The following is a 25,553-nucleotide window of genomic DNA, read 5'->3' on the forward strand; positions in this document are numbered from 1 at the left end:
GAAAGGCACTCACATGAACAAGCGACACCTCACCGGCATCCTGGCGCTCGGCGCCGCGGCCTCCCTGGCGCTCGCCGGCTGCGCGAGCGGCAACCAGGCCCAGGGCGGCTCGGACGAGGGCGGTGCCGACAGCAAGGGCACCATCACCCTCGGTTACCTGCCCGGCTGGACCGACGGCCTCAGCACCGCCTACCTGCTCGAGGACCAGCTCACGAAGCTCGGCTACAGCGTCGAGATGGAGGAGCTCACCGAGGCCGGACCCCTGTACGCGGGCCTCGCCCAGGGCGACATCGACATCTACCCGTCGGCGTGGCCCGAGCTGACCCACGCGTCGTACATGGAGTCGTACGAGGGTCAGATCGACGACCTCGGCGCCTACTACGACAACGCGAAGCTCACGATCGCGGTGCCCGACTACGTCGACATCGACTCGATCGAAGACCTCGCCGGTCAGGCCGACCGTTTCGGCGGCCAGATCGTCGGCATCGAGCCGGGCGCGGGCCTCACCAAGCAGACGCAGGAGTCGATGCTCCCCGCCTACGGCCTGGAGGGCGAGTACCAGCTGCTCACCTCGTCGACGGCCGCCATGGTCACCGAGCTCGACAGTGCCGTCGCGGCACAGCGCGACATCGTCGTGACGTCGTGGCGCCCGTTCTGGGCCAACGCCGCCTACGGCCTGAAGGACCTCGCCGACCCGAAGGGCGCCATGGGTGAGAAGGAGGCGCTGCACTTCCTGGGCACCTCGGGCTTCGCCGACGAGTTCCCCGAGGCCGCCGAGCTCATCGCGGGCATCCGCCTCGACGACGAGCAGTACGGCTCGCTCGAGGACATGGTCGTCAACGAGTACGGCGAGGGGAAGTACGCCGACGCCGTCGACGCCTGGATCGCCGCGAACCCCGACGCGTACGACACGCTGATCGCCGACTGACGCCGCGCGGGTGCCTCCGGCATCCGGCGGTGCAGGTTCGCGGTATGGATGGCGCACCGGTCGCGTTCGTGCTCGGCGGCGGGGGAGTGCGGGGAGCGGTCGAAGTCGGGATGCCGCGCGCCCTGCTCGATGCCGGCGTCCGCCCCGACCTCGTCGTCGGCACCTCGATCGGCGCCATCAACGGCGCCCTCGTCGCCGCCGACCCGACCCCCGGTGTCGTCGACGCGCTCGTGTTGGCGCCGCTGACGGTCGCCCTCGGCGTCGCCGTGCTCGCCTTCACACCCGTCATCGTGCTCGTGCTGCTGGCCACGCGCGCGGGTGACCGCCGACCGCGACGCGCAGGCGGAATGGCCGTTCGACTGGTTCGAGGGCATCGACGGCTGGGTCGACGCGCAGGATCAGGAGCGCTGAGGGGCGGTGCCGTCGGCGCCGGCATCCGGTGCGGGTGACGGCGTCGGGCTCGGGCTCGTGGGCGCCGCCGGCGTGGGGCTCGTGAGGGCGAGGGCGACGCGCTCCTCGAGGATCGTGATCGCCTCGTCGGAGACGACGATGAGCCCGTCGAGCTCCTCGCGCACGCGCTTGTAGGCCACCTGACGCTCGGCGGCGGTCGCGCCCTCGTCGACGGCGACCGACAGCAGCTGCCGCGCGGTCTGCAGGCGCTTGCGCTCGGTGTCGGTGAAATCGGAGTCGCGCAGGCGCCGTGCCTCGCGCTCGGCGACGTCGAAAGCGACTTCGAAGTCGGTGACCGCGGACGCGTAGGCGGCGAGGTCGTCGTTGCCCACCTGTGCCTTCGCCGAGGCCGGCCGCAGCCGGTCGGCCGTCTTCTTGGCGCGCAGGAACGCAGCCGTCAGCGGCTGGCGACCGTCGCTGATGGTCGGGTAGGCGATGAGCTTCGCGACATCGAGTTCGTACTCGAGCCAGCGCTTGGTCACCGCGTCGTGCTCGGCGAACAGCTTCTCCAGCTGCGGCTGCGTGGGTGAGGGCTTCGTGATCGCCTTGGGCTCGGATGCCGTCGCGACGGGCGTCGGAGCGCCGCGCAACGCCGTCTTGGCCTGGATGATCTCGAGCCGCCGCTTGTGGCGGGCGCGCGCGCCGCGCTCCCAGGCGCGGCCGACACCGCCGAGGGCCGCGACGAGCGGGAAGGCCAGCCACCAGTAGTTGCCGGCGAAGTTCCAGAACTCCTGCACTGTGTCACTCTAGGCGTCGGGGCGCCGTGTCTCCCGTGACGGCACCGGCCACACCGGGTTCCCGCCGGATGCGGGAGGTGCGGCATCCGGGATGCGGTCGGCGTGCGGAGCGGACGCCGGTCCGGCCGTCGGTGCTGTTCCCGGGGTGCGGCGCGCCTGGCTTCCTCTCGCGTCCTGGTCACGATCGCCGCGCGGCTGGCGCAGCGCGGCGATCGTCTCCTCGGCGACGCGGGCGAGCACCTCGCCCGAGCGCAGCACGGCTGTCTGGGTCACCGACACCCAGGCCTGGGGCTGCGGCGGAACCGCCCCCGAGGCGCGCGCCTCGCGCCACGCCGACGCCTCCGCATCCTTGAAGGCGAGGGTCAGCCGGTGCACGGCATCGCGGTAGGCGGCGTACTCGGCGGGTGTGATGCGCGCCTTGGCGTCGCGCGGCCTCGCCTGGCTCGCCGCCGCCCGTGCCGACAGGAACACGGCCGTGACCGGCACGCGTGCGTCGGGCATCTCGGGGAAGGCGATGAGCTTGGCGGGGTCGGTCTCGTACTGCATCCAGGCGGCCGTGACCGCGTCGTGCTCGGCCATGAGGCGTGCCAGCGGCAGCCGCGCGGGATCGGACGTGTGGGGCAGAGCGGCGCGGGCGGCCGTGAGCCGTGCGCGCCTCGAACGGACGGATGCGGCCGCCGCCTTCGCGTCCCGCTGAGCCGTGGTGAGCTCACGCCGCGCCGCGGCGACATCGTCGCCCGAGGCTCGGGACGCCGCGCGCTCGGCCTGCACGCGGGCGAGGTCGGCCCGCGCGATGCGGGCGGCGGAGCGGGCGGCCACGGCATCCGACTGGGCACCGCGCAGCTCGAGGCGCGCGGTGTCGACCTCGATACGGCGCGCAGCCGTGCGACGGTGGTGCACGCCGATCAGCCCGGCGGCTCCGAGCCCCGCCGCGGCCGGGGCGACCCACCAGAACTCGGCGATCGACGCCCAGAGCGGGTCCATGTCCCCATGCTAACCAGGCTACGCGTGCCGGTCACCTGAGCGGTGGCCGCGAACTGTGCAGTCCGCGCAGCGGATACCGCGTGGCCTCAGCCGAAGATGAGCGCGAGCACCGTCGCGCCGCCGCCCACGAGGATCAGCGACACGATGACCACCCAGGCCACGAGCTTCGTGCGGCGGGCGCGCTTGTCGGCGAAGCCGGCGTAGTCGTCGTCACTCATGCGGGCACCTCGTCGATGATCGGGCCGAAGGCCGCGGGGAGGGTCTCGGTCGAGACGCCGCGCAGCTGCGCGAGCGGGAGCGTGAACAGGCCCTGCACCTCGAGCGCGGCATCCGCAGTCTCGGCGGGCGCGTCGGTGACGCCGATGCGCAGCACCGGGTAGCCGCGGCCCTCGCACAGGCCCCGGAACTTCACGTCCTCCTCGCGCGGCACCGAGACGATGACGCGGCCGGTGGACTCGCTGAACAGTGCGGTCGCGGCGTCGACGCTGTCGCGCTCCATGAGCTCGCTCAGCCAGACGCGGGCACCGACACCGAAGCGCAGGCTGGCCTCGGCGAGAGCCTGGCCGAGTCCGCCCGCCGACAGGTCGTGCGCGCTGGAGACGAGCTCCTGCTGGGACGCGGCCTGGATGAGCTCGGCGAGACGCTTCTCGGCAGCGAGGTCGACGGCCGGCGGACGGCCGCCGAGGTGGCCGTGCACGGTGCCCGCCCACGCCGAGCCACTGAGCTCGGTGGACGTGACACCGAGCAGGTAGATGTTCTCGCCGGCGTCCTGCCAGCCGCTCGGGATGCGGCGGGCGACGTCGTCGATGATCCCGAGCACGCCGACGACGGGGGTCGGGAAGATCGGGGTGTCGCCGGTCTGGTTGTAGAAGCTGACGTTTCCGCCCGTCACGGGGACGCCGAGCTCGAGGCACGCGTCGGCGAGGCCGTCGACGGCCTGCCCGAACTGCCACATGACCTCGGGGTTCTCAGGGCTGCCGAAGTTCAGGCAGTCGGTGACCGCAGTGGGGACGGCGCCGGTGACGGCGACGTTGCGATACGCCTCGGCGAGGGCGAGCTGCGCGCCCTGGTACGGGTCGAGCTGGCAGTAGCGGCCGTTGCAGTCGGTCGCAATCGCGAACCCGAGGCCCGACTCCTCGTCGACGCGGATCATGCCGGCGTCGTCGGGGAAGCTCAGGGCCGTGTTGCCCATGACGTAGTAGTCGTACTGGTTCGTGATCCACGCCGTGTCGGCGAGGTTCGGGCTGCCCAGCAGCTGCAGGAACTGGTCGCGCAGCACGTCGGGGTCGGACGAGCGCGGCAGCGCGGATGCCGAGTCGTCGCGCAGCGCGTCGATCCACGTCGGGTAGGCGACCGGGCGCTCGTACACCGGGCCGTCGACGGCGACCGTCGACGGGTCGACGTCGACGATCTGCTCGCCGTGCCAGAAGATCTGCAAGCGTCCGTCGCCGGTCACCTCACCGAGCACGCTCGTCTCGACATCCCACTTGCCGACGACGGCGAGGAACGCGTCGAGCTTCTCGGGCGCGACGATCGCCATCATCCGCTCCTGGCTCTCGCTCATGAGGATCTCTTCGGGCGTGAGCGACGGGTCGCGCAGCAGCACGTTCTCGAGGTCGACCCGCATGCCCGAGCCGCCGTTGGCGGCCAGCTCGCTCGTCGCGCACGAGATGCCCGCGGCGCCCAGGTCCTGGATCGCCTCGACGAGCTCGCCCGCGTACAGCTCGAGGCAGCACTCGATGAGCACCTTCTCGGCGAACGGGTCGCCCACCTGCACGGCGGGACGCTTGGTGGGGCCGCCGTCGGCGAAGGTGTCGGAGGCGAGGATCGACGCGCCGCCGATGCCGTCGCCGCCGGTGCGCGCACCGAACAGCACGACCTTGTTGCCCGCGCCGGTGGCGTTGGCGAGCTTGATGTCCTCGTGGCGCATGACGCCGACCGCGAGGGCGTTGACGAGCGGGTTGCCCTGGTAGACCGCGTCGAAGACGGTCTCGCCGCCGATGTTGGGCAGGCCCAGGCAATTGCCGTAGAACGAGATGCCCGACACGACGCCGTGCACGACGCGTGCGGTGTCGGGGTGGTCGATGGCGCCGAAGCGCAGCTGGTCCATGACGGCGACGGGGCGCGCGCCCATGGAGATGATGTCGCGGACGATGCCGCCGACGCCGGTCGCGGCGCCCTGGAACGGCTCGATGTAGCTCGGGTGGTTGTGCGACTCGACCTTGAAGGTCACCGCCCACCCCTCGCCCACGTCGACGACGCCGGCGTTCTGGCCCATGCCGACCATGAGGCGCTCGCGCATCTCGTCGCTGACCTTCTGGCCGAACCGGCGCAGGTAGACCTTCGACGACTTGTACGAGCAGTGCTCGCTCCACATCACGGAGTACATCGCCAACTCGCCCGAGGTGGGGCGGCGGCCGAGGATCTCTCGGATCTTCGCGTACTCGTCGTCCTTCAGACCGAGGGCGCCGTAGGGCTGCTCCCGCTCCGGGGTCGCGACGGCGTTTTCGACGGTGTCTGCAACAGGGGTGCTCACGCGGCGGGGCTCCAAGACTCGGGATGCCGGGCGGGGGATGGCACCAGTCTATCCGCGGTCGCGTGCGAGCCCGGCGGCGGCTGCCGCGTCACGGGTGCCTTACCGCGGGTGTGACGCGTCAGCGGCCCCGGCGCTTGTAGGCCATGCTGTCCTCTTCATCGCCGTCGAAGTCGAAGGTGCCGAACAGCCCGTCGCCGTTGAGTACCAAGGCGTCGTAGGCCTCGCCGTAGTTCTCCGGGATCTTCGCGCCCGGGTCGAACCGCGACGACAGCAGCCCCAGCAGCCCGCGGGCCGGGGACGTGAGCGGGCGGGCGTGGTGCTTCTCGTCGCCCGACTTCTGCGCGCCCTTCTCGGGGTTCGGGGGTGCGTAGAGCGCTTTCGGCTGCGGCCAGGTGTACGGCTGGCGGGGCGTGGTGAGGTTCACGGCGTTGAAGATGGGGTTCGCCGTCTGGTCGCGCGCGGTCAACGGACGCAGTCCGTGCAGCCGGCACAGGGTGTTGATCACCGAGCCGTGGTGCATCTCGTCGTGGACGACGGTGCCCGCCGCCGTGTAGGCGCTCACCACGATCGCCGGCACGCGCAGGCCGAGCCGGTCGAACGTGAACCCCATCTCGCCGGGTCCGCTGCTGTCGGGCGGCACGGCGCTCGGGGGCGCGACGTGGTCGAACGTGCCGCCGTGCTCGTCGAAGGTGATCACGAGCGCCGTGTTGAGGGCGTTCGAGCCCGTCGCGTTCGTCGACGTGCGCACCGCGTCGTAGACGTCCTGCACGAGCTGATCGCCGGCGCGCACGTCGGATTCCGCGCTGTTGGCGATGCGCAGCTTCGTGCCGTCGTCGAGGGTGAGCTCACCCTCCTTCACGGTTCCCCACGGCGGGTGCATGTCGTTGTGGTTGAACACCATCCGCGGCTCGATGAACGCGTACTCGGGCAGGTCGCCGGCCGCGGCATCCAGGTAGAACTGGCTCATCTCGCGGAAATTCGACTTCCAGTACTGCTCGAGCACCGAGGCGTGCAGCATGCCGGTGAGGGAGACGAGCTGGGTCGCGTCGTAGTAGACGCGCCACGTGAGGCCCGCCTCTTCGAGCCGGTTGAAGATCGTCGGGGTCGGCGGCGCGTTGACCCACTTGTAGTAGTCGTCGCCGGTGTGGTTGACGACGTAGCCGTGCGACGTCGACGCGTGGAAGAAGCTGCGGTTGCAGAAGGTCTGCGACGGCACGCCCGCGAACCAGCGGTCGTAGACTGCGAACTCGCGGGCGAGCGTCGAGATCACCGGCATCTGCTCGGGCGAGAATCCGCCCATCGCCACGGCGATCTCCTCCGCCGACGGCTCGCGCCTCTTGGTGAGGCGGAAGTTGATGACGTAGTCCTGCACGAAGCCCTGGTTGTCGGGCTGCTGACCGCGCGACGGCGCGTTGTACGGATGCTGTTGCCCGTAGCGCTCGATGTACGCATTGGAGGCGGGGGCGACGTTGCCGAACAGCTGCGTGTTCACGTGCGGATAGGTCTCACCGGGATCGGGGTGCGGCTGCTGCATGACCGAATCGGTCGGGCCCGAGTAGATGTGCGCGGGGACGAGAGTGCCGTCGGGCGCGATGTTCGTGTACTCGCCCTGCGCGAGCCCGTCGAACTGCTCCTTCGTGCGCTCGGATGCCGCGTACAGATGCCCGAGCACGTTGTCGAAGCTGCGGTTCTCGAACATGACCACGACGACATGGTCGAACCCGGGGACGTTGCGGGGGGCGAGCGGCGCATACTCCGGCGGGTGCGCGGTCGCGGCCGCCGTGATCGCGGCACCGGCCGACCCCCCGATCGCGAGCCCCGCGGCGCCGATCCCGGCGCGGCGCAGGAAGTCGCGACGGGAGGGCTTCTCGCCCGCCCACTCGCGATCGCTCTTGTGGTTGTCCGGATGCCGCGTCATGCTCCCCCTTCACGGTTTTCGCAGTCTAGGCGGTGCCGTCGGGTGGGCCGGTGGCATGGGCTAGTCTCGCGCCATGGCTCCGACGCTCCGCTTCGACCGCTCCGCGGGCTATGGCGCCGCGATCGTCGCGATGCTGTTCGCGACATACCTCGCGACCGCCATGGACTTCTCGGCCATCGTGCAGTCGGAGTCGTATGCCGGCACCATCCGCAACGACGCGCCGCTCGTCGACATCGTGCAGTTCGTGCTGGTGCTCGGCTCGATGGTGGCCGCTCTCGTGCTGCTGCCGACGAAGGGGATGCGGCGCCTCGGCGGCGTCACCCTCTCCTGTGTCGTGCTCTTCCTGTGGGCGACGTTCGGCCTCGAGCGCGGCGACGGCACGCTCACCCAGCCGGCCGCGCTGTGGGACTTCGTGCTCAACCAGGGCTTCATCGCGCTGCTCGCCGGCGTCGGAGGATGGGTGATCGCGCGGGGACGGCATCCGCTGACCTGGCTCGTCGTGGTCGTCGCCGTCATCCCGCCGATCGTCGGCCCCGCGATGATCGAGGCGAACTTCTCGACGGGCGGCTACGCGCTGGTCACGCAGGGCATCGTCATCGTCGCGGGCCTCGGCGCCGTGTGGGCGGCCGCCGGACTGGACTCCCTGCTGACGCGCCGTGGCGCTGAGCCGTCCGGCGACGAACCCGCCCCGGAGCCCATTCCGTGAGTCAGGTGATGAACGCCGTCATCGCCATCGGTGCCGGCGTGGTGCTGGGAGTGCTCGGCTGCTCTGGCACCGCGGCATCCTCGTGTCGCTGGCCGTGGGACTCGGGATCTCGCTGCTGATCGAGACGACCCAGGTGACCGGGGTGTGGGGCCTCTACGACTGTGCGTACCGGGTCTTCGACGTCGACGATCTGCTCACCAACACGCTCGGCGCCGTGCTCGGTTCGGTCTTCTCGCTCGCCCTCCCGCGCGCCTGGCGCCTCGGGCGCGCGGATGCGGCCGTGGCGGCGATGCCGCAGCCGGTTACGCGGGGACGTCGGCTCCTCGCGATGCTCGTCGACGCCCTCGGCACGGCGCTGCTGAGCGGGGTGTCGTCGGCGGCAGTCGCCCTCCTAGTGTTGGTGATCGCCGGGCGCGACGTACTCATCGACAACGAGCTCACGATCGCCGACGGCGTCGCCGTCGGAGTGCTGCTGCTCACCGCGGTGGTCACGCTGTCGACGGGGTACACGCTCGGCGACGCCGCCGTGCGGCTGCAGTACCGCGGTGCCGGGTCTGCTCAGCGGACAGCATCTGGACGATGCCCGGAGCGCCGGCGAGACGGCATCCGTCGTTCAGCCCGCGCAGCGGTGACTCGACGCCCGCGCCGGGCGGGCGGGTCGGCGTCTCAGCCGCGGAAGAAGTCGTTCGCGCGGCCCGTGAACAAGAAGATCAGACCGAGCAGTGAGGCGAACGCGGGAGATGCCCGCGGTCACGCTGCGGGTGTCTCGGACGTCAGCGGTTTTCGGTGCCGTCGTGCTCGACCACGCCGATGCCGATCGCCTCGTGGCTGGGCTCCTCGTGGTGGGGTTCGGGCTCGTCGTGGGTCGCCGCCTTGGGCTCCTCGCCCGGGTCTTTCTCGGTGCTCGGCTCCTCGAGGTCTGCCGTGTCCGGCTCCTCGTCCGGTGAGTACTCCTTGTCGGCCATGGCGGCTCCCTCCGTGATGCGGACATCGCCAGCATGCCGCGGCGGCACGGGATCGACGCAGGGGGTTGACACCCGGCATCCGCGATCCTAACGTACAACCAAACAGTTGTATGGAGGCATGATGAGCATCGAGACGACCACCCGCACCGTGGGATCGGGCGACGACGCGATCACCTACGACGTGCACGGCAACCCGCAGGCGACGACCGACATCAGCGCCGAGCAACACGCCGACGACCTGCGCCGGCTGATCACGGATGCCGGCGTCGGCGCCGTCGACGCGTTCGGCACGAGCGGGGGAGTCGTCACCCTGCTCACACTGCTGGCCGCGGCGCCCGATCTCCTGCGCCGCGCGATCGTGCACGAGCCGCCCCTCGCGGCCGGGCTCCCCGACCGCGACGTCGTGCTCGAGGTGGTCGCCGACATGAAGCAGACGTACGCCGACGAGGGCGACGGCGCCGCGATGGCGAAGTTCATCGCCCTCGTCATGCGCGACGGCGAGCTTCCCGCCGACTATCTCGCGCAGCCCGAGCCGGACCCCGCGATGTTCGGCATGTCCGCCGACGACGACGGTGCGCGCGCCAACCCGCTCTTCCGCAACATGCCTGCGCTCATCGACTACGACATCGACGTGCCGGTGCTGCGCGCGCTCGACTTCCCCAGCCACCACTCCGGCTTCCTCGACCAGCCCGGCTACCCGGGCGACCCCGACGCGTTCGCCGCCCGACTCGGCGAGGTGCTCGCACGACCGTGAACGCCGCGACCCCCACCACGGAGCTGACCGATGAACAGACCGACCGCGTGTTCCACGCCCTCGCGGCGGCGACCCGCCGCGACATCCTGCGCCGCACGATCGAGCGCGAGCAGTCCGTCTCGGCGCTCGCCGCGGACTACGACATGTCGTTCGCCGCGGTGCAGAAGCACGTCGCCGTGCTCGAGGCGGCCGAACTCGTCGTCAAGCGCGCCGAGGGCCGCGAACGGCTCGTCCGGGCGGATCCGGCCATGATCGCCCGGGCCCGCGCGCTTCTCGCACGCTACGAATCCCTGTGGCGCGCGCGCATCGACCGACTCGACGCGCTGCTCGCCGACGACCCCGACTGACCGCCTCGAACCGGCCCCACCACCGATTTCGGCATCCGAGATCCCACCGAACCCGCGACCGCAGTACGACCCAATGAAGGAGCACGTCATGCCCGTCACCGACATCACCACCGACCCCGAGAAGCTCACCATGACCCTCGAGGCCGAATTCGCCGCGCCCGTCGACCGGCTGTGGCGCGCGTTCACGCGACCCGAGCAGCTGCAGCGCTTCTGGGGCCCTCCCGGGTGGCCCGCCACCTTCACCGAGTTCGACTTCACCGCCGGCGGACGCGCCCGCTACGAGATGACGAGCCCCCAGGGCGAGGCCTCGCGCGGCGGGTGGGAGTTCGTGCGCATCGACGAACCGGCATCCTTCGAAGTACTCGACTCGTTCATCGGCGAAGACGGTCAACCGCTCGCCGAGTTCCCCGCGATGCGCATGGTGTTCCACTTCGAAGCCACCGACTCCGGCTCTCGACTGGTCAACACGACCTACTTCGTCTCGCACGAAGCGCTGCAGCAGACCATCGACATGGGAGCCATCGAAGGCTCGCGCATGGCGATGGACCAGCTCGACGCAGTGCTGCAGGACCTGCGCGCCTACGCGCAGGGCAAGGGCACGCGCACCGAGATCCTCGACGACACGCACGTGCGCATCACGCGGCTCATCGACGGTCCGCGCGACCTCGTGTGGCGGGCCCACCACGAGTCGGAGCTCATGAAGAAGTGGCTGCTCGGACCCGACGGGTGGATCATGACGGTCGCCGAGCCCGCGACGGAGGTCGGCCAGCACTACCGCTCGATGTGGGAGCAGGAGGGCAAGCCCGAAACCGCCTTCGGCTTCGAGGGCGAAGCCCTGCTCATCGACTCCCCGTGGCGTGCGGTGACGACCGAGAAGATGATCGGCATGGAGGGTCCGTCGACGCTGAACGACCTACAGCTCTATGAGGAGGACGGCGCGACGCTCCTCACCCTCCTCATCGAGTACCCCGACAAGGAGACGCGCGACATGATCCTCGCCACCGGCATGACCGAGGGCATGGAGGCCAGCTACGCCCGCCTCGAGGAGACCGTGCTCGCCGCCGTCTGACCCGGCGGGTGCCGCATCCGCTGGGTGCCGCATCCGCTGCGGTGCCGCATCCGCTGTCGTGCCGCATCCGCTGTCGGAGGATGTCGCCTCGGTCGGAGGATCCCACCCGGATCATCCGACGTGGGTGGCATCCTCCGACGTGCGTGCGGGTGCCACGGGCCGGGCGGGTGCCGCGCGGCGGGAGCCGTCGTAGGCCGCGCGCCACCGCGCCCGGTACTGGGCCGGGCCGATCTCGCCGGCGGCGAGGGCCCGATCGGCGTCGGCCAGCGCGCACGCGAGGGCGTCAATACGCGAGCGAGCCGCTGACGGTGATCTCGGATGCCGCGACCGCCGCCGAGCACGCCGCGCCCGGGCATCCGGCCGACGGCGTCGTCTGGGCGCAGCTGGCCGACCACTCGCGCGAGGACGCCCGGCCGTCGTGGAGCTTCTTCGCGCGGCGCGGGCGGCCGCCCGCTCGGTTCACAACTCCGGAGATTCCGGACCCGCACCCCCTGAGACCCGTGCTCAGGGGGTGCGGCGCGTCGGACCTCCGGAGTTGTGAACGCCGGGCTCTGTCTGCTGCGCGTCGCCCACGGGTCAGGCGTCGGGGGCGGGCTTCGCGCGACGCTGGGCCCGGCTGGGGCGGATGGCGGGCACGTCGCCGACGATCGGCACGGGGGTGCGGTGCAGCCGCACGCCGTAGCGCGCGAGCAGGCCCACCATGACGACGAGCTTGTTGCGGGGTCCGAGCAGGCTCGTGATGTGCACGAACAGCCAGGTGAACCATCCGACGACCCCGGTCAGCGCGATCGTCGCGCGCAGCAGCGGCACGCGCTGCAGGATGCCGATGCGGTGCAGCACCGGGAGGTTCGCGATGCCGGGCACCTCGCCGACGGCGGCGCGGCGGCCGATGATGGCGAGCTGGCCCTTGTCGTAGTACTCGAACCGCTCCGTGCCCTCACCGGCGAGCAGTCGACGGATCTGCCGGGCGATGTGCGCACCGCCCTGGATCGCCGGCTGCGCGAGCTGCGGTAGGTCCTGCGGCGCGACGGCCACGTCGCCGGCCGCCCACACGCCGGGAAGGTCCACGACCTGCAGGTCCTCCTCGACGCGGATGCGGTCGTGCGCGTCCAAGGGCAGGTTCCAGTCGCGCACCTCCTCGTGCGGGGCGACGCCGGTGGCCCAGACGGTGAGGTCGGAGGGGATGACGGTGCCGTCGGCGAGCACGACGGAGTCGTCTCGCACCTCCTCGACACCGGTTCCCAGCCGCAGCTCGACGTCGCGGCGGCGCAGCTGCGCGGCGGCATAGCGGCGCAGCTTCGGCAGGAACGGCTTGAGCAGCTCGGTGCCGCGCTGCACGAGGGTGATGCGGAACGCGTCGCCCTCCAGCTCGGGGTAGGCCGGTTCGAGCCCCTGGTCGCGCAGTTCGGCGAGGGCTCCCGCCATCTCGACGCCGGTCGGCCCGCCGCCGATCACGACGACGTTCAGACCCTTGCGCCTGTCGCCCTGCTGCGTGGCCCGCTCCAGGCGGGTGAACAGGGTGTCGCGGATGGCGAGGGCCTGCGACCGCGAGTACACCGCGAACGAGTGCTCTTTGGCGCCCGGGGTGCCGTGGTACGAGGTGGTCACGCCGTTGGCGAGCACGAGGTGGTCGTAGGTGATCGTGGAGTCGTCGAGCAGCCGCACGGTGCGCGCGGCGGTGTCGATCTCCATCAGGTGCTCGTGCACGATGTCGAGGTTCGGCTGGCGCACCCGCAGGCTCCGCAGGAAGTGCGTGACGTCGCCCGGGTTCAGTCCGCCGGTGGCGACCTGGTAGAGCAGCGGCTGGAACGTGTTGTACACCCGCCGGTCGACGAGGGTGACCCGCACCGGGGCGGTGCGCAGCGCCCGCGCCGCGCTGATGCCGGCGAATCCGCCGCCGATGATCACGACGTGGGGCAGAGACGATCCGGATGCCGTGATGCGCGCCATGGTCTCCACGCTACCCAGTGGGGCCGATGCCGGACGACGGTGTGCTCAGGAGGCCTTCGCGAGCGCGTCTTCGAGCGCGACCCAGGCGAGCATCGCGCACTTCACGCGGGCCGAGAACTTCGAGACGCCCGACAGGGCCGCCGCGTCGCCGAACGTGTCCTCGTCGAGCTCGATCGTGCCGCGCGAGCGCAGCGCCTCGCGGAAGCCGTCGACGAGCTCTCTCGCGGCGGGGCGGTCGAGACCGTCGGCGACCACCAGGTCGGCGAGCATCGAGGCCGACGCCTGCGAGATCGAGCATCCGCGCCCTTCCCACGACACGTCGGTGATGGTCTCGCCGTCGACAGTGGCGCGCAGGGTGATCTCGTCGCCGCACACCGGGTTCTTCTGGTACGAGGTGCCGGAGTGCTCGCCCTCGGCGGCGAGGCCGAAGTGCTGCGGGTTCTTGGAGTGGTCCAGGATCAGCTCGCGGTACAGCGCATCGAGATCGTTCATCATTCGACTCCGAAGTAGGGGCGGATGCCGCGCACGGCATCGAGGAATTCGTCGACGTCGTCGACGGTGTTGTAGAGGGCGGCGCTCGCGCGCACCGACGCGGTGATGCCATACCGGCTGTGCAGCGGTGCGGCGCAGTGGTGGCCGACGCGCACCGCGATGCCGCGCGCGTCGAGCAGCTGCCCGGCGTCGTGGGCGTGCACGCCGTCGACGTCGAACGACCACAGGCCGACGCGCTCCACGCCCGCGGCGTCGCCGAGCAGGCGGATGCCGGGGATGTCGCGCAGGCCTTCGGCCATGCGCGCGGCCAGCATGCCTTCGTGGGCATGTATGTTCTCGAGCCCGACGGCGTCGAGGTAGCGCACGGCCGCGGCGAAGCCGATCGCGGGTCCGACGGGCTGCGTTCCGGCCTCGAAGCGCTGCGGCGGCGGCAGGTACTCGGCGCTGTCGAGGGTGACCGTCGTGATCATCGATCCGCCGGTGAGGAACGGCGGCAGCGCCTCGAGCACGTCGGTTCGGCCGTAGAGTCCGCCGACGCCGTAAGGGCCGACCATCTTGTGGGCGCTGAAGACGGCGAGGTCGACTCCCAGGCCAGGGAGATCGAGCGGCAGGTGCGGTGCGGACTGGCAGGCGTCCATCACGGTGACCGCCCCGACCTGCTGCGCGAGCGCGATCAGCTCCGCGACGGGATTGACGATGCCGAGCACGTTGGAGACGTGCGTGAAGGCGACGATGCGGGTGCGCGGGCTGATGAGGGTGGCGGCGGCATCCAGGTCGAGCGTGCCGTCGTCGCGGGCCGGGATGTGCCGCAGCACGGCGCCGGTGCGGGCGGCGAGCTCCTGCCAGGGGATGAGGTTCGCGTGGTGCTCGATCGCGGTCGTGACGATCTCGTCGCCGGGGGCGAGGGCCAAGCGGGCGGATGCCGGCGCCCCGCGGCCGACCGATGCGTTGCCGATCGCGTACGCGACGAGGTTCAGCCCCATGGTCGCGCCGCTGGTCCACACCAGCTGCTGGGGAGCGGCGCCGACGAAACCGGCGACGGCCGCGCGTGCGTCTTCGAAGAGGTCGGTCGCCTCGGCGGCGAGGGTGTGGGCGCCGCGGTGGACGGCGGAGTTGGCGTGGGTGAGGAAGGCGCGCTCCGCGTCGAGCACGGCCGTCGGCTTCTGGCTCGTCGCGGCCGAGTCGAGGTAGACGAGGCGATGGCCGTTCACCTGCTCGCCGAGGATCGGGAAGTCCGCGCGCAGAGCGACGGGGTCCAGCGGCGCGGCGGTGACGGGCGAGGTGCTCACTCATCCAGGCTACGCCGTGCACGGGGTGCGGGATCGGGGCCGTCGGGCGGATGCCGCCGCATGGCACGCTGGAGGCATGACCTCCGGCTCCGACCTCTCCGACCGTGTCGACGCACTCCGGGCGGCGTCCGCCGCGCGTACCCGCGACGCGCAGCTCGCCGCGCAGCAGGAGGTTGCCGATGCGCTCGTGCGCACGCGCACCGAAGAGCTCGCGGTGCTGCAGGAGCGTCTGCGCGACGAGACGGCCGATGTCGAACGGCTCGAGCGGATCTCGCCGACGCGGCTGTGGGCGACGTTGCGCGGTGACGCCGTCGAACGTCTCGCCACCGAGAAGGCGGAGCAGGATGCCGCGGCCCGCGCCGTCGCGGGCGCGCAGACGCGACTCGCCGCAGCGCAGGCCGAGGCCGGACGGGCAGCCGACGAACGCCGCGGTCTCGGCGACGTCGAGGCGGGCTACACCGAGGCGCTCACGGGCGTCGAGGGCGCCGTGCGCGCGAGCGGGGGCGTCGTGGCCGACGAGCTCACCGCCATCGGCGCCGAGCTGGGAGAGGTGACGGCCCAGCGGCGGGAGGTCGTCGAGGCCCAGGAGGCTCTCCGCGTCGCGGTCGGTCTGCTCCAGGACGCCCTCGGCGCGCTGGACAGTGCCGGCGGCTGGTCGACCTACGACACGTTCTTCGGCGGGGGCTTCCTCGCCGACATGATGAAGCACGACCGCATCGATGCCGCGACGACGGCGTTCACCCGCGTGAACCGCGCGCTCGAGCACCTCGCCGTCGAGCTCGCCGACATCAACGCGGCACCCGTGCGCGGGATCGACATCTCGCCGACGCTGGCCGTGTTCGACGTCATGTTCGACAACATGTTCACCGACTGGATCGTGCGCGACCGCATCGCCGCCGCCCGTGAGGCCGCCGTCGACCTGCGGGTGAGACTGAGCGAACTGGAGCGCCACCTCGCCGAGCGCGGGCTGGAGCTCGCGAACCGGCTGGCCGCGCTCGCCGCCCGCCGCGCGGAGCTGCTCACCGCCGTGCGCTGAGCCTGCCACGCTGAGTCCGCCTCGCGCGCTTCGCCGCCACGTCGCTGAAGAAGATCAACTTCGAGATCACCGGCGCGACGGCGAAGCCGCGCATCGCCGAGTTCGAGACGTACGCGGGCTGACCCGAGCCCGCCCGATCCCGCATCCCCTCGTCCCGCACGTCCGCCGGGCGGCGGGATGCGGTCGTGCGTGCGCGTGTTCGTGGCGACCGCGCGCCGCCGTCCGCCCGCGCCCCGCGGTCAGCTTTCGTCGTCGGTGTGGGAGACCAGGCCGTACGAGCTGATGCGGCCGGCGCGGTCGTCGCCGGGCAGCGGGCGCGAGCGGCGACCGTAGACGAGCTCCGACGAGTCGAGCAGCCACGGCACGAGGGTGATCGAGACGCCGTGCACGAGCATCAGCTGCTGCGCGATGCGCCGCGAGCGACGGTTGTGCAGCACGCCCTCCCACCAGTGCCCGACGATGTACTGCGGCAGATAGACCGTCACGACCGACGACCCGTGCTTCTGGCGGTACAGCTTGATGAACTCCGCCACGGGCTTGGCGTACTGGCGGTACGGCGACTCGATCGTGAGGAGCTTCACCGGCATGCCGTGCAGCTCCCACTCGCGCTGCAGTTCGTCGGCCTCCTCCTTCGAGACGCCGACGTGCAGCGCGATCGTCTTGTCGTGCTTGGCCGCCAGCGCGTAGTCCACCGCCTTCGCCACCGGCTTCTGCAGCTTGTTGACGAGGATGATCGCGACGTCGCCGGTGGCGCCGAAGTGCACCGTGTCGTCCATCTCGATCTCGTGCTCGACGTCGCGGTAGTACCGGTTCACACCCACCATGAGCACCGCGAGCACCGGGATGGCGAGGAAGACGAGCCACGCGCCGTGCGTGAACTTCGTGATCGTGACGATCAGCAGCACCACGACGGTGAAGGTCGCGCCGACGGAGTTGATGATGAGCCCCGAGACCGCTTCGCGGCGCTCGGCGCCCGCGCGCAGGAACCTCAGCTCCCGTCGCCAATGGCGCACCATCCCGATCTGGCCGAGCGAGAACGAGACGAACACGCCGATGATGTACAGCTGGATGAGGGTCGTCAGGTTCGCCTGGTAGACGACGAGCACGAGGATCGCGGCGGCACCGAGGATGATCATGCCGTTGCTGAACACGAGCCGGTCGCCGCGGGTGTTCAGCGCCTTCGGTGCGTAGCCGTCGCGGGCGAGCACGGCTCCGAGCAGCGGGAAGCCGTTGAAGGCGGTGTTGGCCGCCAGCAGCAGTACGCAGGCGGTGGCCGCCTGGATGACGAAGAACGGGATCGATCCCATGCCGAACGTCGCCGCGGCCACCTGCGCCATGAGGCTCTGCTGCGGCAGGTTCGCGCAGTCGAAGCCGATGAGGTGGCACGGGTTCTCGGCGTAGTGCACGCCCGAGATGAGCGCGAGGGCGGTCAGGCCCGAGAACAGCAGGATGGCGACGGTGCCCATCATGACGAGCGTCGTCTGCGCGTTGCGCACCTTGGGCTTGCGGAAGGCGGGCACGCCGTTCGAGACGGCCTCGACGCCGGTGAGCGCCGAGCATCCGCTCGAGAACGCCCGCAGGATCAGCAGGATCACCGCCGCCTGGCTGAGGTCTTCGGCCTGCACCGCGAACTGGGCGCTGTCGGCGATGGGCGGGTCGCCGAGGGCCCAGCGGATGAGGCCGGTCACGATCATGAGGGCGACCGAGCCGATGAACACGTACGTGGGGATCGCGAAGGCCGTCGAGGCCTCACGCACACCGCGCAGGTTCACCAGGATGATGAGGATGACGAATCCGACCGCGAGCTCGACGCGCCACGGGTTCAGGCCGGGGATCGCGGAGATGATGTTGTCGACGCCGGATGCCACCGACACGGCGACCGTGAGCACGTAGTCGACCAGCAGGGCCGCGGCCACGACGACGCCGGCCTTCTCGCCGAGGTTGGTGCGGGCGACCTCGTAGTCGCCGCCACCCGACGGGTAGGCCTTGATGAGCTGGCGGTAGCTCAGGACGACGACGATGAGCAGCACGACGACGGCGGTGGCCAGCCACGGGCTGAAGGCGAGGAACGCGGTGCCGCCGATGAGCAGGATCATCAGCAGCTCCTGCGGCGCATACGCCACGGACGACAGCGCGTCGGACGCGAAGATCGGCAGTGCCATCTTCTTCGGCAGCAGCTGTCCGTCGAGCTCCTCGCTCGTCAGCGGCTCCCCGATGAGGATGCGTTTCGCGATCGGCGTCGTCTCGTCCGACGGGTCCCGACTCTCATTCGTCACGGCGGGCGACACTACGCCCACCCGCGACGCCGCGCAACGCGACGAGGCCGGGGGTCACCGACTGGTTACCCCCCGTGATCAGGGGACGCTCGTGAGGAAGCGGTACGTGATCGTCGACACCTCGCCGCCGTCGGCGGTCGCCGTCACCGGGAAGGCGCGCACCCCGTCCTGGTAGAACGTGTTCCGATCCGTGCCGAACAGGTACGCCGGCGGCGGTCCGGGAACGCTCGAGTCGGGGTGCAGCGCGTCGACCTCGGCGGCCGTGAGGCCGATCGCGAGGCCGAACTCGGGGTGGATCGCGACGTCGCCGACCGTGTTCTCGGTGTAGGCGACCCAGGTCGGGTCGGGCACCTCGGTGCGCGGTTTGTTGCCGGCGCCGAGCGAGACGTCGGCGAAGGTGAAGCCGGCCCACTCGTACAGGGTGTAGGCGTAGTGCTGCGCGTCGCCGTTCTGGAAGCCCTCGGTCGGCGCCGCGCCGAACGCGTCGGTGAGCGCCGCGATCGCGGGCGCGGCCTCGTCGCCCCACGCGTGCGTGAAGCCCTCCTCGCCGTCGGCGGTGAGGATCGAGAACCCGTCGGAGGCCAGCGCGACGCGCGTCGCGGCGGGGTGGGCGGGGTCGGCGGACGGCGTCGTGCTCGTCGGCGACGGGCCGGTGGTACCGGCATCCGAGGCGGGGGTCGTCGCGTTCGAGGCGGGCGCGCCGGAGCCGCGGGTGAGCAGGATCGCCAGCGCGATGACGACGGCGATGACGAGCACGCCGGCGACGGCGCCGAGGATGATCGGCAGACGGTTGCGGTCGTTCATCGGGTCAGGCCAGGAACTCGCGGGCGGCGACGACGAGGTTGTCGACGCCCCGCTCGATCGTCGGGTGCATCAGCGGCGCGAAGAACGGAGAGTGGTTGGTCGGGATGTCCTTCTCGACCGTGCCGGCGGCCTGTGCGGCCGCGAACGCCGCCGGGTCGACGCCGCCCCAGAACCAGAACACGAGCGGGGCGCCGCACTCCCGCGCGAACCACGACACGTCCTCGCTGCCGGTGAACATGCCCGGATCGATGACGCTGCCCGCGCCGAACGCGGACTCGAAGGCGGCGACGACGCGGGCGGTGGCATCCGCGTCGTTGATGGTGGGCGGCAGCGAGTGGTCGGTGACGATCACCGGCTCCTGCTCGGCGCCGGATGCCGCCGCCTCGGCGCGGACGATGCGCTCCACCTTCGCGAGCACGTTCGCGCGCGCCTCGTCGTCGGGGTAGCGCAGGCTGAGTTCGAGCTTCGCCTCGGCGGGGATGATGTTGTTCTTCAGGCCCGCGTGGATCGAGCCGACGGTGACGACGGCGACGTCGCGCGGGTCGACCTCGCGGGAGACCACGGTCTGCAGGCGCATGACGGTGGCGGCGGCCATGACGACGGGGTCGATCGTCGCCTGCGGCCGGGAGCCGTGCCCGCCGCGACCGAGCAGGGTCACCGTCAGGCCGTCGGATGCCGCCATCTGGGTGCCGGGACGCACCCCGACCACGCCCGCCGGCAGCGGGGTGACGTGCTGGCCGAGCACGATGTCGGGCTTGGGGAAGCGGTCGAGGACACCGTCGGCGATCATCGCCTGCGACCCCGCGCCGTATTCCTCGGCGGGCTGGAAGACGGCCACGACGGTGCCCGACCATTCGTCCTTCGTCGCGACGAGACGCTCGAGCGCGCCGAGCAGGGCGGTCACGTGCATGTCGTGGCCGCACGCGTGCATGACGGGCACGTCGGTTCCGGCCGGGTCGGTGCCGCGGGCGGTGCTGGCGTAGGGGAGTCCGGTCTGCTCGGGCACGGGCAGGCCGTCCATGTCGGCGCGCAGCCACACGACGGGGCCGTCGCCGTCGCCTCCGCCGACGATGCTCGTCGCGACGCCGGTCTTGCCCAGGCCCTCCACGTACTCGAGGCCGAGCGCGGCGAGCTCGCGGGTGATGACGCCGGCGGTGCGGGTCTCCTGGAACGACAGTTCGGGGTGTCGGTGCAGGTCGATGTACAGCGCGTCGAGGTCGATCGTCATGCCTCGAGCCTACGGGCCCGTCCTGGCAACGGTCAGGGACGCGGCGGCGCGGTGCTCGCGCGCACGACGAGCTCGAACGGGAGGGCGGCGGCCGGGGCCGCGACCGGCAGGCCGAGGGCGGCGAGCATCGCGTCGGCCGCGCGCTCGCCCTGCGACTGCGGGAACTGGTCGATCGTCGTGATCTCGAAGAACGCGCTGAGCTCGTGGCCGTCGACCCCGACGACCGACAGGTCGCGCGGCACGTCGAGCCCCGCCTCGCGCGCCGCGGCGATGACCCCCACCGCCATCTCGTCGGATGCCGCGAACACCGCCGTGGGCCGCTCCGGCGCCGCCAGCAAGGCGCGCGCCGCGCGTCGGCCCCCCTCGAAGGTGAAGTCGGCCGCGGCGAACGGCCGGGCCGATACCGGGATGCCCGCATCCGCGAGCGCCCGCTCCCAGCCGCGCAGGCGGCGCGTGGGGATGTGCAGCGGGTCGTCGGTTTCGAGTCCGACGTGGGCGATGCGGGTGTGGCCGAGGTTTAGCAGGTGCGTCGTCGCGGCGACGCCCACGGCCTCGTCGTCGACGGCCAGCGCGCGCAGCCTCGGGTTCGGGCCGACCGAGACCACCGGCAGCTCGAGTGCCTCGAGCTCGTCGAGCTCGGCATCCGAGAGCCGCGCCGACAGCACGACGAGGCCGTCGACGCGCCCTCGTCGCAGCGACCGTTCGAAGACGGTCCTCCGCTGATCGGGATCGTCGGTGAGGTGGTAGAGGGTCAGGTCGAAGCCGTGCGGCAACAGCCGTGCCGAGATCGCGCCGATCACCGTCGCGAAGAACCACCGGTCGGGCAGGCTCCCGAGCACGCCGATGTTGCGCGTGCGCCCCGATGCGAGGCTCGAGGCCGCCGCCGACACGACATACCCCAACCGGTCGGCGGCGTCGAGCACCCGCGCCCGGGCGCCCGCCGAGACCGGCCCGCGCCCGCTGAGGGTGCGCGAGACGGTCGCGGTCGAGACGCCCGCGGCGCGGGCGACGTCGTCGATGCCGACCACGGATCAGCCGCTCAGGCCAGCAGCCACACGGCCGTGTCGACCGGGAGCGTGTCGCCGGCGAGCGGTCCGCTCGCGACCAGCACCGTGCCCTTGGGCAGCGCCACCGGCGTGGTGCCGGCGTTCGCGACGACGGTCACGGCGCCGTTGCGGAACGCCACGACGTCGTCGCCGTAGCCGTCCAGCCACTCGAGGGTCCCGGCGCCGAGGCCCTCGGTGCGGCGGGTGGCCAGCAGCGTGCGGTACAGCCACAGCGTCGAGTCGGGCTCCTCCTCCTGCACCGAGCGGGCCAGGTGCGCCCACTCGGCCGGCTGCGGCAGCCAGGACTCCCCGGTCTCGTTGAAGCCGTAGGCGGGAGCGCCGGATTCCCACGGAATCGGGACGCGGCATCCGTCGCGCCCGTAGCGCTCGCCGTCGGTGCGGAACCACGTCGGGTCCTGCCGCACGTCGCCGGGCAGGTCGACGACCTCGGGCAGGCCGAGCTCTTCGCCCTGGTACAGGTACGACGAGCCGGGCAGGGCGAGCATGAGCGTCGTCGCCGCGCGGGCGCGACGCAGCCCCACCTCGGGGATCGGCTTGCCGGGGGAATCGGGTCCGATGCCGTGGCCCTGGGGGTTCTCGGCGGTCAGCGCGAGGCGCGACGCGTGGCGCACGACGTCGTGGTTGGAGAGCACCCAGGTCGCGGGCGCGCCGACGGCGGGGAAGGCGCGCAGCGACTCGGAGATGACCTCGCGCAGTTCGGGGGCGTGCCACTGCGTCATCAGGTACGGGAAGTTGAACGCCTGGTGCATCTCGTCGGGGCGCACCCACATCGCGGTGCGGTCGACGGTGGGCAGCCACGCCTCGGCGCACAGGGCGCGGTCGCCGTCGTACTCGGCGAGCACGCGGTGCCAGTCGCGGTAGATCTCGTGCACGCCCTCCTGGCCCCAGTAGGGCGCCTCGTCCTGGCCGCCCATGCTGTCGGTGTCGACGGCGGGCAGGTGGTCGGGGAGGCCGTCGGTCTTGACGAGGCCGTGGGCGACGTCGACGCGGAAGCCGTCGACGCCGCGGTCGAGCCAGAAGCGCAGGATGCGGCGGAACTCCTCCTGCACCTCGGGGTTCGACCAGTCGAAGTCGGGCTGGGTCGAGTCGAACAGGTGCAGGTACCACTGGCCGGGCGTGCCGTCGGGTGCGGTCAGGCGCGTCCAGGCGGGACCGCCGAAGACCGATTCCCAGTTGTTGGGCGGCAGCTCGCCGTCGGCGCCCTTGCCGTCGCGGAAGATGTAGCGGCCGCGTGCGGCGCTGCCGGGCTCGGCGGCCAGCGCCTCCTGGAACCAGGCGTGCTCGTTCGACGAGTGGTTCGGCACGAGGTCGACGATGAGGCGGATGCCGCGGGCGTGCGCCTGGGCGATGAGCTCGTCGGCGTCGGCCAGGGTGCCGAAGATCGGGTCGACGTCGCAGTAGTCGGCGACGTCGTAGCCGGCGTCGTGCTGCGGCGAGCGGAAGAAGGGGCTCAGCCAGATGGCGTCGACACCGAGGGCGACGAGGTCGTCGAGCCGGGAGGTGATGCCGGGCAGGTCGCCGATGCCGTCGCCGTTCCCGTCGGCGAAGGAGCGGGGGTAGATCTGGTAGATCACGGCGGTGCGCCACCACTCGGATCCGGGGGAGGTCGGGGCGGCGCCCTGCACGGTGAGCGCGTCGGTGCTGGTCATGACCACCAGCGTACTGCAAGCGCTTGCAGCCGGGTGCCCGGATGCCGGAGCCGGTCGCGCCGGGACGCCGACTACCCTGGACCGGTGACGACTCTCGCCGACGCCGAAGCGCTCATCGCGACGATCCCCGACTTCCCCGAGCCCGGCATCCAGTTCAAGGACATCTCGCCGCTGCTGGCCGACCCCGCGGCGCTGGCTGTCGTCATCGACGCCGTGGTGGAGCCGTTCCGCGGGCGCTTCGACGTCGTCGCCGGCATCGAGGCGCGCGGATTCATGCTGGCCGGTGCGGTCGCGATCGCGGCGGGGGTGGGCATGGTCCCGATCCGCAAGGCGGGCAAGCTGCCGCGACCGGCGGCATCCGTCTCGTACGACCTCGAATACGGCCGGGCGACGATCGAGATGTCGTCCGACCTGCCGGCGGGGGCGCGCGTGCTGCTCGTCGACGACATCCTCGCCACCGGCGGCACGCTCGTGGCGGGGCAGCGGCTGATCGCCGAGCTCGGGTACGAGCTGGCCGGCACTGCCGTGCTCATGGAGTTGGACGGCCTGGGCGGCCGTGACGTCGTCGGCGACGTGCACAGCCTCTTCCGCATCTGACGCGCGGCGGGGCGGCGCCGGCGCCGAACCCTCGCCCCTGGGCCGAACCCTCGCCCCTGGGGCGGCCTGAAGCGAAGGGTTCGGCCTGAAGCCGAGGGTTCGACGATTCCGGGGATCGCCCGGTCCGGATGGGATAATCGTCCGAGCCCGATCAGAGAGGTCCCCGTGGGAACCGACACCATCGAACCGACCGTGCGTATCACCTCGGCCACCGCCGCCGAGCTCCACGCCTCCGGCGACGTCGACCAGCTGTACGCCTCGACCGCCGAGGGGCTGCGCGACCGCATCGTCGAAGCCGTGCGTCAGCTCGCCGCATCCGCCGGCGAACCCGTCACGGCGACCGTCATCGACGGCGCCGCCCGCTGGCCGATCATCGTGCACCCCGACGGCACGTATCTCGAGGCGCCGTCGCTCGGCGAGGGCACCCCGGATGCCGTCACCGTCACGACCGGCGAGGTGCCCGTCCCGGCCGCCTCGGTGGGCGTCTTCGAGGTTCCGGCTGCGCCCGAGGCCGTTCCTGCGGCGGCCGCGGAGGCTGACGACGAGGGTGCGGCCGAGGTGGCATCGGAGGCGGATGCGGCGTTCGCTCCGGCACGCGCCGCCAGCCCCACGCCGGTTGCCGCTCCCGCTCCCGTGGCGACGCCCGAGCCGGCTTCCGCTCCCGCGGCGGCGCCCGTGCCCGCCGCGGCGCCCGTCGCCTCGGCGGCACCGGCATCCGGGCCGCTCCGCTCGGACACCGTGCGCCGCGACCCGATCCAGCGCGCCACCCCGACCGTCGACGACCTGCTGAACTCGCGCACCGACCGCGCGAAGCCGCGGGCGACCGAGGGCTGGCAGGGCGCCGTGCGCCGCGCGACTGGCGGGGCGATCTCGCCGCAGCCGGGCAAGGCCGAGCGCTCCCGCATCGAGCGCGAGCGCAAGGTGCAGCGCCGGCTCGACGCGCCCCGCACGATCGTCGTGCTCAACCCCAAGGGCGGCGCGCACAAGACCACCTCGACGCTGCTGCTGGCGGCGACGTTCGGCACTCAGCGCGGTGGCGCGACCCTCGCGTGGGACAACAACGAGACGCGCGGCACGCTCGGCTGGCGCGCGCAGAACGCGCCGCACCACCGCACCGCCGTCGACCTGCTCGAGGATCTCGACCGCTTCACCGAGCCGACCCAGGCGAGCCTCGCCGCCCTCGACACCTACGTGCGCACGCAGGTCGACGCCCGCTTCGACGTGCTCGCCTCCGACGAAGACGCGGCGGCATCCTCGACCATCGACGCGACCGCGTTCGACCGGCTGCACGACGTGCTCTCGCGCTACTACCGGCTGATGATCGTCGACACCGGCAACAACATGCGCGCCTCGAACTGGGTCGCCGCCGTCGCCGCAGCCGATCAGCTCGTCATCGTCTCGACCGTGCGCGAAGACACCGCCGCGAGCGCCGCGTGGCTGCTCGACGGCCTGCGCGAGAAGGGCTTCGACCGCAAGATCGACGCCGCCGTGACGATCCTCGCGGCGCCGTCGCAGCGCCCCGACAAGCGGCTCACCGAGCGGTTGCAGCACCACTTCGAGCAGGTGACCTCGGCCGTCGTGCACGTGCCGTTCGACCCTGCGCTCGTCGACGGCGGCCCGATCGACTTCGATGCGCTCTCGGCCGAGACGCGGGACGCCTGGCTGACGGTGGCCGCCACGATCGCCGACCGGCTCTGACCCACCCGCTCCGCTCACCCACCCACCCGGCGCTCACCAGTCGGTTGTGGCGACCTGGAGGGGCCTCCTGGTG

23 protein-coding genes and 2 pseudogenes are annotated in these 25,553 nt (G+C 71.8%); 10 read left to right on the forward strand and 15 right to left on the reverse strand.

From position 1 onward, the window contains the following. Positions 1 to 13 precede the first annotated feature (13 nt). Positions 14 to 928, forward strand: coding sequence for a glycine betaine ABC transporter substrate-binding protein (locus tag C7474_RS00935; RefSeq protein WP_121056822.1), 915 nt, complete (start codon positions 14 to 16; stop codon positions 926 to 928). Positions 929 to 972: 44 nt separating this feature from the next. Further along, complete coding sequence (locus C7474_RS15460) at positions 973 to 1,377, forward strand: patatin-like phospholipase family protein (protein ID WP_422385770.1); 405 nt, start codon at positions 973 to 975, stop codon at positions 1,375 to 1,377. Here the strand turns inward: C7474_RS15460 and C7474_RS00945 are convergent. The 5 genes from C7474_RS00945 to C7474_RS00960 form a co-directional block, all read right to left on the reverse strand. Further along, complete coding sequence (locus C7474_RS00945) at positions 1,327 to 2,115, reverse strand: hypothetical protein (RefSeq protein WP_199692334.1); 789 nt, start codon at positions 2,113 to 2,115, stop codon at positions 1,327 to 1,329. The genes C7474_RS15460 and C7474_RS00945 overlap by 51 nt on opposite strands. A 9-nt stretch (positions 2,116 to 2,124) precedes the next feature. Then, positions 2,125 to 3,099, reverse strand: a complete 975-nt coding sequence (locus tag C7474_RS00950; RefSeq protein WP_199692335.1) for a hypothetical protein — start codon at positions 3,097 to 3,099, stop codon at positions 2,125 to 2,127. A gap of 86 nt (positions 3,100 to 3,185) precedes the next feature. Then, the gene (locus C7474_RS15370) at positions 3,186 to 3,317 is read right to left on the reverse strand and encodes a hypothetical protein (protein ID WP_277870581.1); all 132 of its coding nucleotides are present in this window, start codon (positions 3,315 to 3,317) and stop codon (positions 3,186 to 3,188) included. Then, on the reverse strand, positions 3,314 to 5,635 hold the full coding sequence (gene purL, locus C7474_RS00955) for a phosphoribosylformylglycinamidine synthase subunit PurL (RefSeq protein WP_121057829.1): 2,322 nt from the start codon (positions 5,633 to 5,635) through the stop codon (positions 3,314 to 3,316). Before purL ends, C7474_RS15370 begins: the two co-directional genes overlap by 4 nt. 118 nt (positions 5,636 to 5,753) lie before the next feature. Next, entirely contained in the window at positions 5,754 to 7,553 is a 1,800-nt protein-coding gene (locus C7474_RS00960) for an alkaline phosphatase family protein (protein WP_121056824.1), read from the reverse strand. Positions 7,554 to 7,626: 73 nt separating this feature from the next. On the opposite strand from C7474_RS00960, the gene C7474_RS00965 reads away from it, so the two are divergent. Beyond that, a complete protein-coding gene (locus C7474_RS00965) occupies positions 7,627 to 8,259 on the forward strand; it encodes a hypothetical protein (RefSeq protein WP_121056826.1) in 633 nt (210 codons plus the stop codon). Further along, a pseudogene (locus tag C7474_RS15465) lies at positions 8,210 to 8,482 on the forward strand (VanZ family protein); the annotation flags it as partial. The gene C7474_RS00965 and the pseudogene C7474_RS15465, both read left to right, overlap by 50 nt. Positions 8,483 to 9,032: 550 nt before the next feature. On the opposite strand, the gene C7474_RS00980 reads toward C7474_RS15465, so the two are convergent. Next, complete coding sequence (locus tag C7474_RS00980) at positions 9,033 to 9,224, reverse strand: hypothetical protein (RefSeq protein ID WP_121056830.1); 192 nt, start codon at positions 9,222 to 9,224, stop codon at positions 9,033 to 9,035. Between the two features lie 121 nt (positions 9,225 to 9,345). On the opposite strand from C7474_RS00980, the gene C7474_RS00985 reads away from it, so the two are divergent. From C7474_RS00985 to C7474_RS00995, 3 genes are all read left to right on the forward strand, one after another. Continuing rightward, the gene (locus tag C7474_RS00985) at positions 9,346 to 9,978 is read left to right on the forward strand and encodes an alpha/beta fold hydrolase (protein WP_241965038.1); all 633 of its coding nucleotides are present in this window, start codon (positions 9,346 to 9,348) and stop codon (positions 9,976 to 9,978) included. Beyond that, on the forward strand, positions 9,975 to 10,325 hold the full coding sequence (locus C7474_RS00990; protein ID WP_121056834.1) for an ArsR/SmtB family transcription factor: 351 nt from the start codon (positions 9,975 to 9,977) through the stop codon (positions 10,323 to 10,325). Before C7474_RS00985 ends, C7474_RS00990 begins: the two co-directional genes overlap by 4 nt. An 88-nt stretch (positions 10,326 to 10,413) precedes the next feature. Beyond that, positions 10,414 to 11,394 carry an SRPBCC family protein gene (locus C7474_RS00995; protein ID WP_121056836.1) on the forward strand — a complete coding sequence of 327 codons (981 nt, stop codon included), beginning with the start codon at positions 10,414 to 10,416 and terminating at the stop codon, positions 11,392 to 11,394. Between the two features lie 111 nt (positions 11,395 to 11,505). On the opposite strand, the pseudogene C7474_RS15470 reads toward C7474_RS00995, so the two are convergent. From C7474_RS15470 to C7474_RS01015, 4 genes and pseudogenes are all read right to left on the reverse strand, one after another. Beyond that, positions 11,506 to 11,706, reverse strand: a pseudogene (locus C7474_RS15470) (DUF6611 family protein); the annotation flags it as partial. Positions 11,707 to 11,970: 264 nt separating this feature from the next. Beyond that, entirely contained in the window at positions 11,971 to 13,344 is a 1,374-nt protein-coding gene (locus C7474_RS01005) for an NAD(P)/FAD-dependent oxidoreductase (RefSeq protein WP_121056838.1), read from the reverse strand. A gap of 45 nt (positions 13,345 to 13,389) precedes the next feature. After that, positions 13,390 to 13,836, reverse strand: coding sequence for a Fe-S cluster assembly sulfur transfer protein SufU (gene sufU / locus C7474_RS01010; RefSeq protein WP_121056840.1), 447 nt, complete (start codon positions 13,834 to 13,836; stop codon positions 13,390 to 13,392). Beyond that, positions 13,836 to 15,125, reverse strand: a complete 1,290-nt coding sequence (locus C7474_RS01015) for a SufS family cysteine desulfurase (protein ID WP_121056847.1) — start codon at positions 15,123 to 15,125, stop codon at positions 13,836 to 13,838. The genes sufU and C7474_RS01015 overlap by 1 nt, the downstream gene beginning before the upstream one ends. Before the next feature lie 76 nt (positions 15,126 to 15,201). On the opposite strand from C7474_RS01015, the gene C7474_RS01020 reads away from it, so the two are divergent. Then, complete coding sequence (locus tag C7474_RS01020; RefSeq protein WP_121056849.1) at positions 15,202 to 16,161, forward strand: hypothetical protein; 960 nt, start codon at positions 15,202 to 15,204, stop codon at positions 16,159 to 16,161. 239 nt (positions 16,162 to 16,400) lie between these two features. On the opposite strand, the gene C7474_RS01025 is transcribed toward C7474_RS01020, so the two are convergent. The 5 genes from C7474_RS01025 to C7474_RS01045 form a co-directional block, all read right to left on the reverse strand. Further along, positions 16,401 to 18,449, reverse strand: coding sequence for an APC family permease (locus C7474_RS01025; protein ID WP_121056851.1), 2,049 nt, complete (start codon positions 18,447 to 18,449; stop codon positions 16,401 to 16,403). 66 nt (positions 18,450 to 18,515) lie between these two features. After that, positions 18,516 to 19,241, reverse strand: a complete 726-nt coding sequence (locus C7474_RS01030) for a hypothetical protein (RefSeq protein WP_121056853.1) — start codon at positions 19,239 to 19,241, stop codon at positions 18,516 to 18,518. 4 nt (positions 19,242 to 19,245) lie between these two features. After that, positions 19,246 to 20,469: an amidohydrolase gene (locus tag C7474_RS01035; RefSeq protein ID WP_121056855.1), complete on the reverse strand. Its 1,224-nt coding sequence runs from the start codon at positions 20,467 to 20,469 to the stop codon at positions 19,246 to 19,248. 32 nt (positions 20,470 to 20,501) lie between these two features. Then, positions 20,502 to 21,497: a LacI family DNA-binding transcriptional regulator gene (locus C7474_RS01040; protein ID WP_121056857.1), complete on the reverse strand. Its 996-nt coding sequence runs from the start codon at positions 21,495 to 21,497 to the stop codon at positions 20,502 to 20,504. 11 nt (positions 21,498 to 21,508) lie between these two features. Then, the gene (locus tag C7474_RS01045; protein ID WP_121056859.1) at positions 21,509 to 23,185 is read right to left on the reverse strand and encodes a glycoside hydrolase family 13 protein; all 1,677 of its coding nucleotides are present in this window, start codon (positions 23,183 to 23,185) and stop codon (positions 21,509 to 21,511) included. 84 nt (positions 23,186 to 23,269) lie between these two features. Between C7474_RS01045 and C7474_RS01050 the strand changes: the two genes are divergently transcribed. Then, complete coding sequence (locus C7474_RS01050) at positions 23,270 to 23,782, forward strand: adenine phosphoribosyltransferase (protein ID WP_121056861.1); 513 nt, start codon at positions 23,270 to 23,272, stop codon at positions 23,780 to 23,782. Between the two features lie 165 nt (positions 23,783 to 23,947). Then, positions 23,948 to 25,480 (forward strand): MinD/ParA family ATP-binding protein, encoded by a 1,533-nt coding sequence (locus tag C7474_RS01055; protein ID WP_121056863.1) that lies wholly within the window; start codon positions 23,948 to 23,950, stop codon positions 25,478 to 25,480. Positions 25,481 to 25,553: the final 73 nt, after the last annotated feature.

It is taken from the genome of Microbacterium telephonicum (assembly GCF_003651225.1).
Lineage (GTDB): Bacteria > Actinomycetota > Actinomycetes > Actinomycetales > Microbacteriaceae > Microbacterium > Microbacterium telephonicum.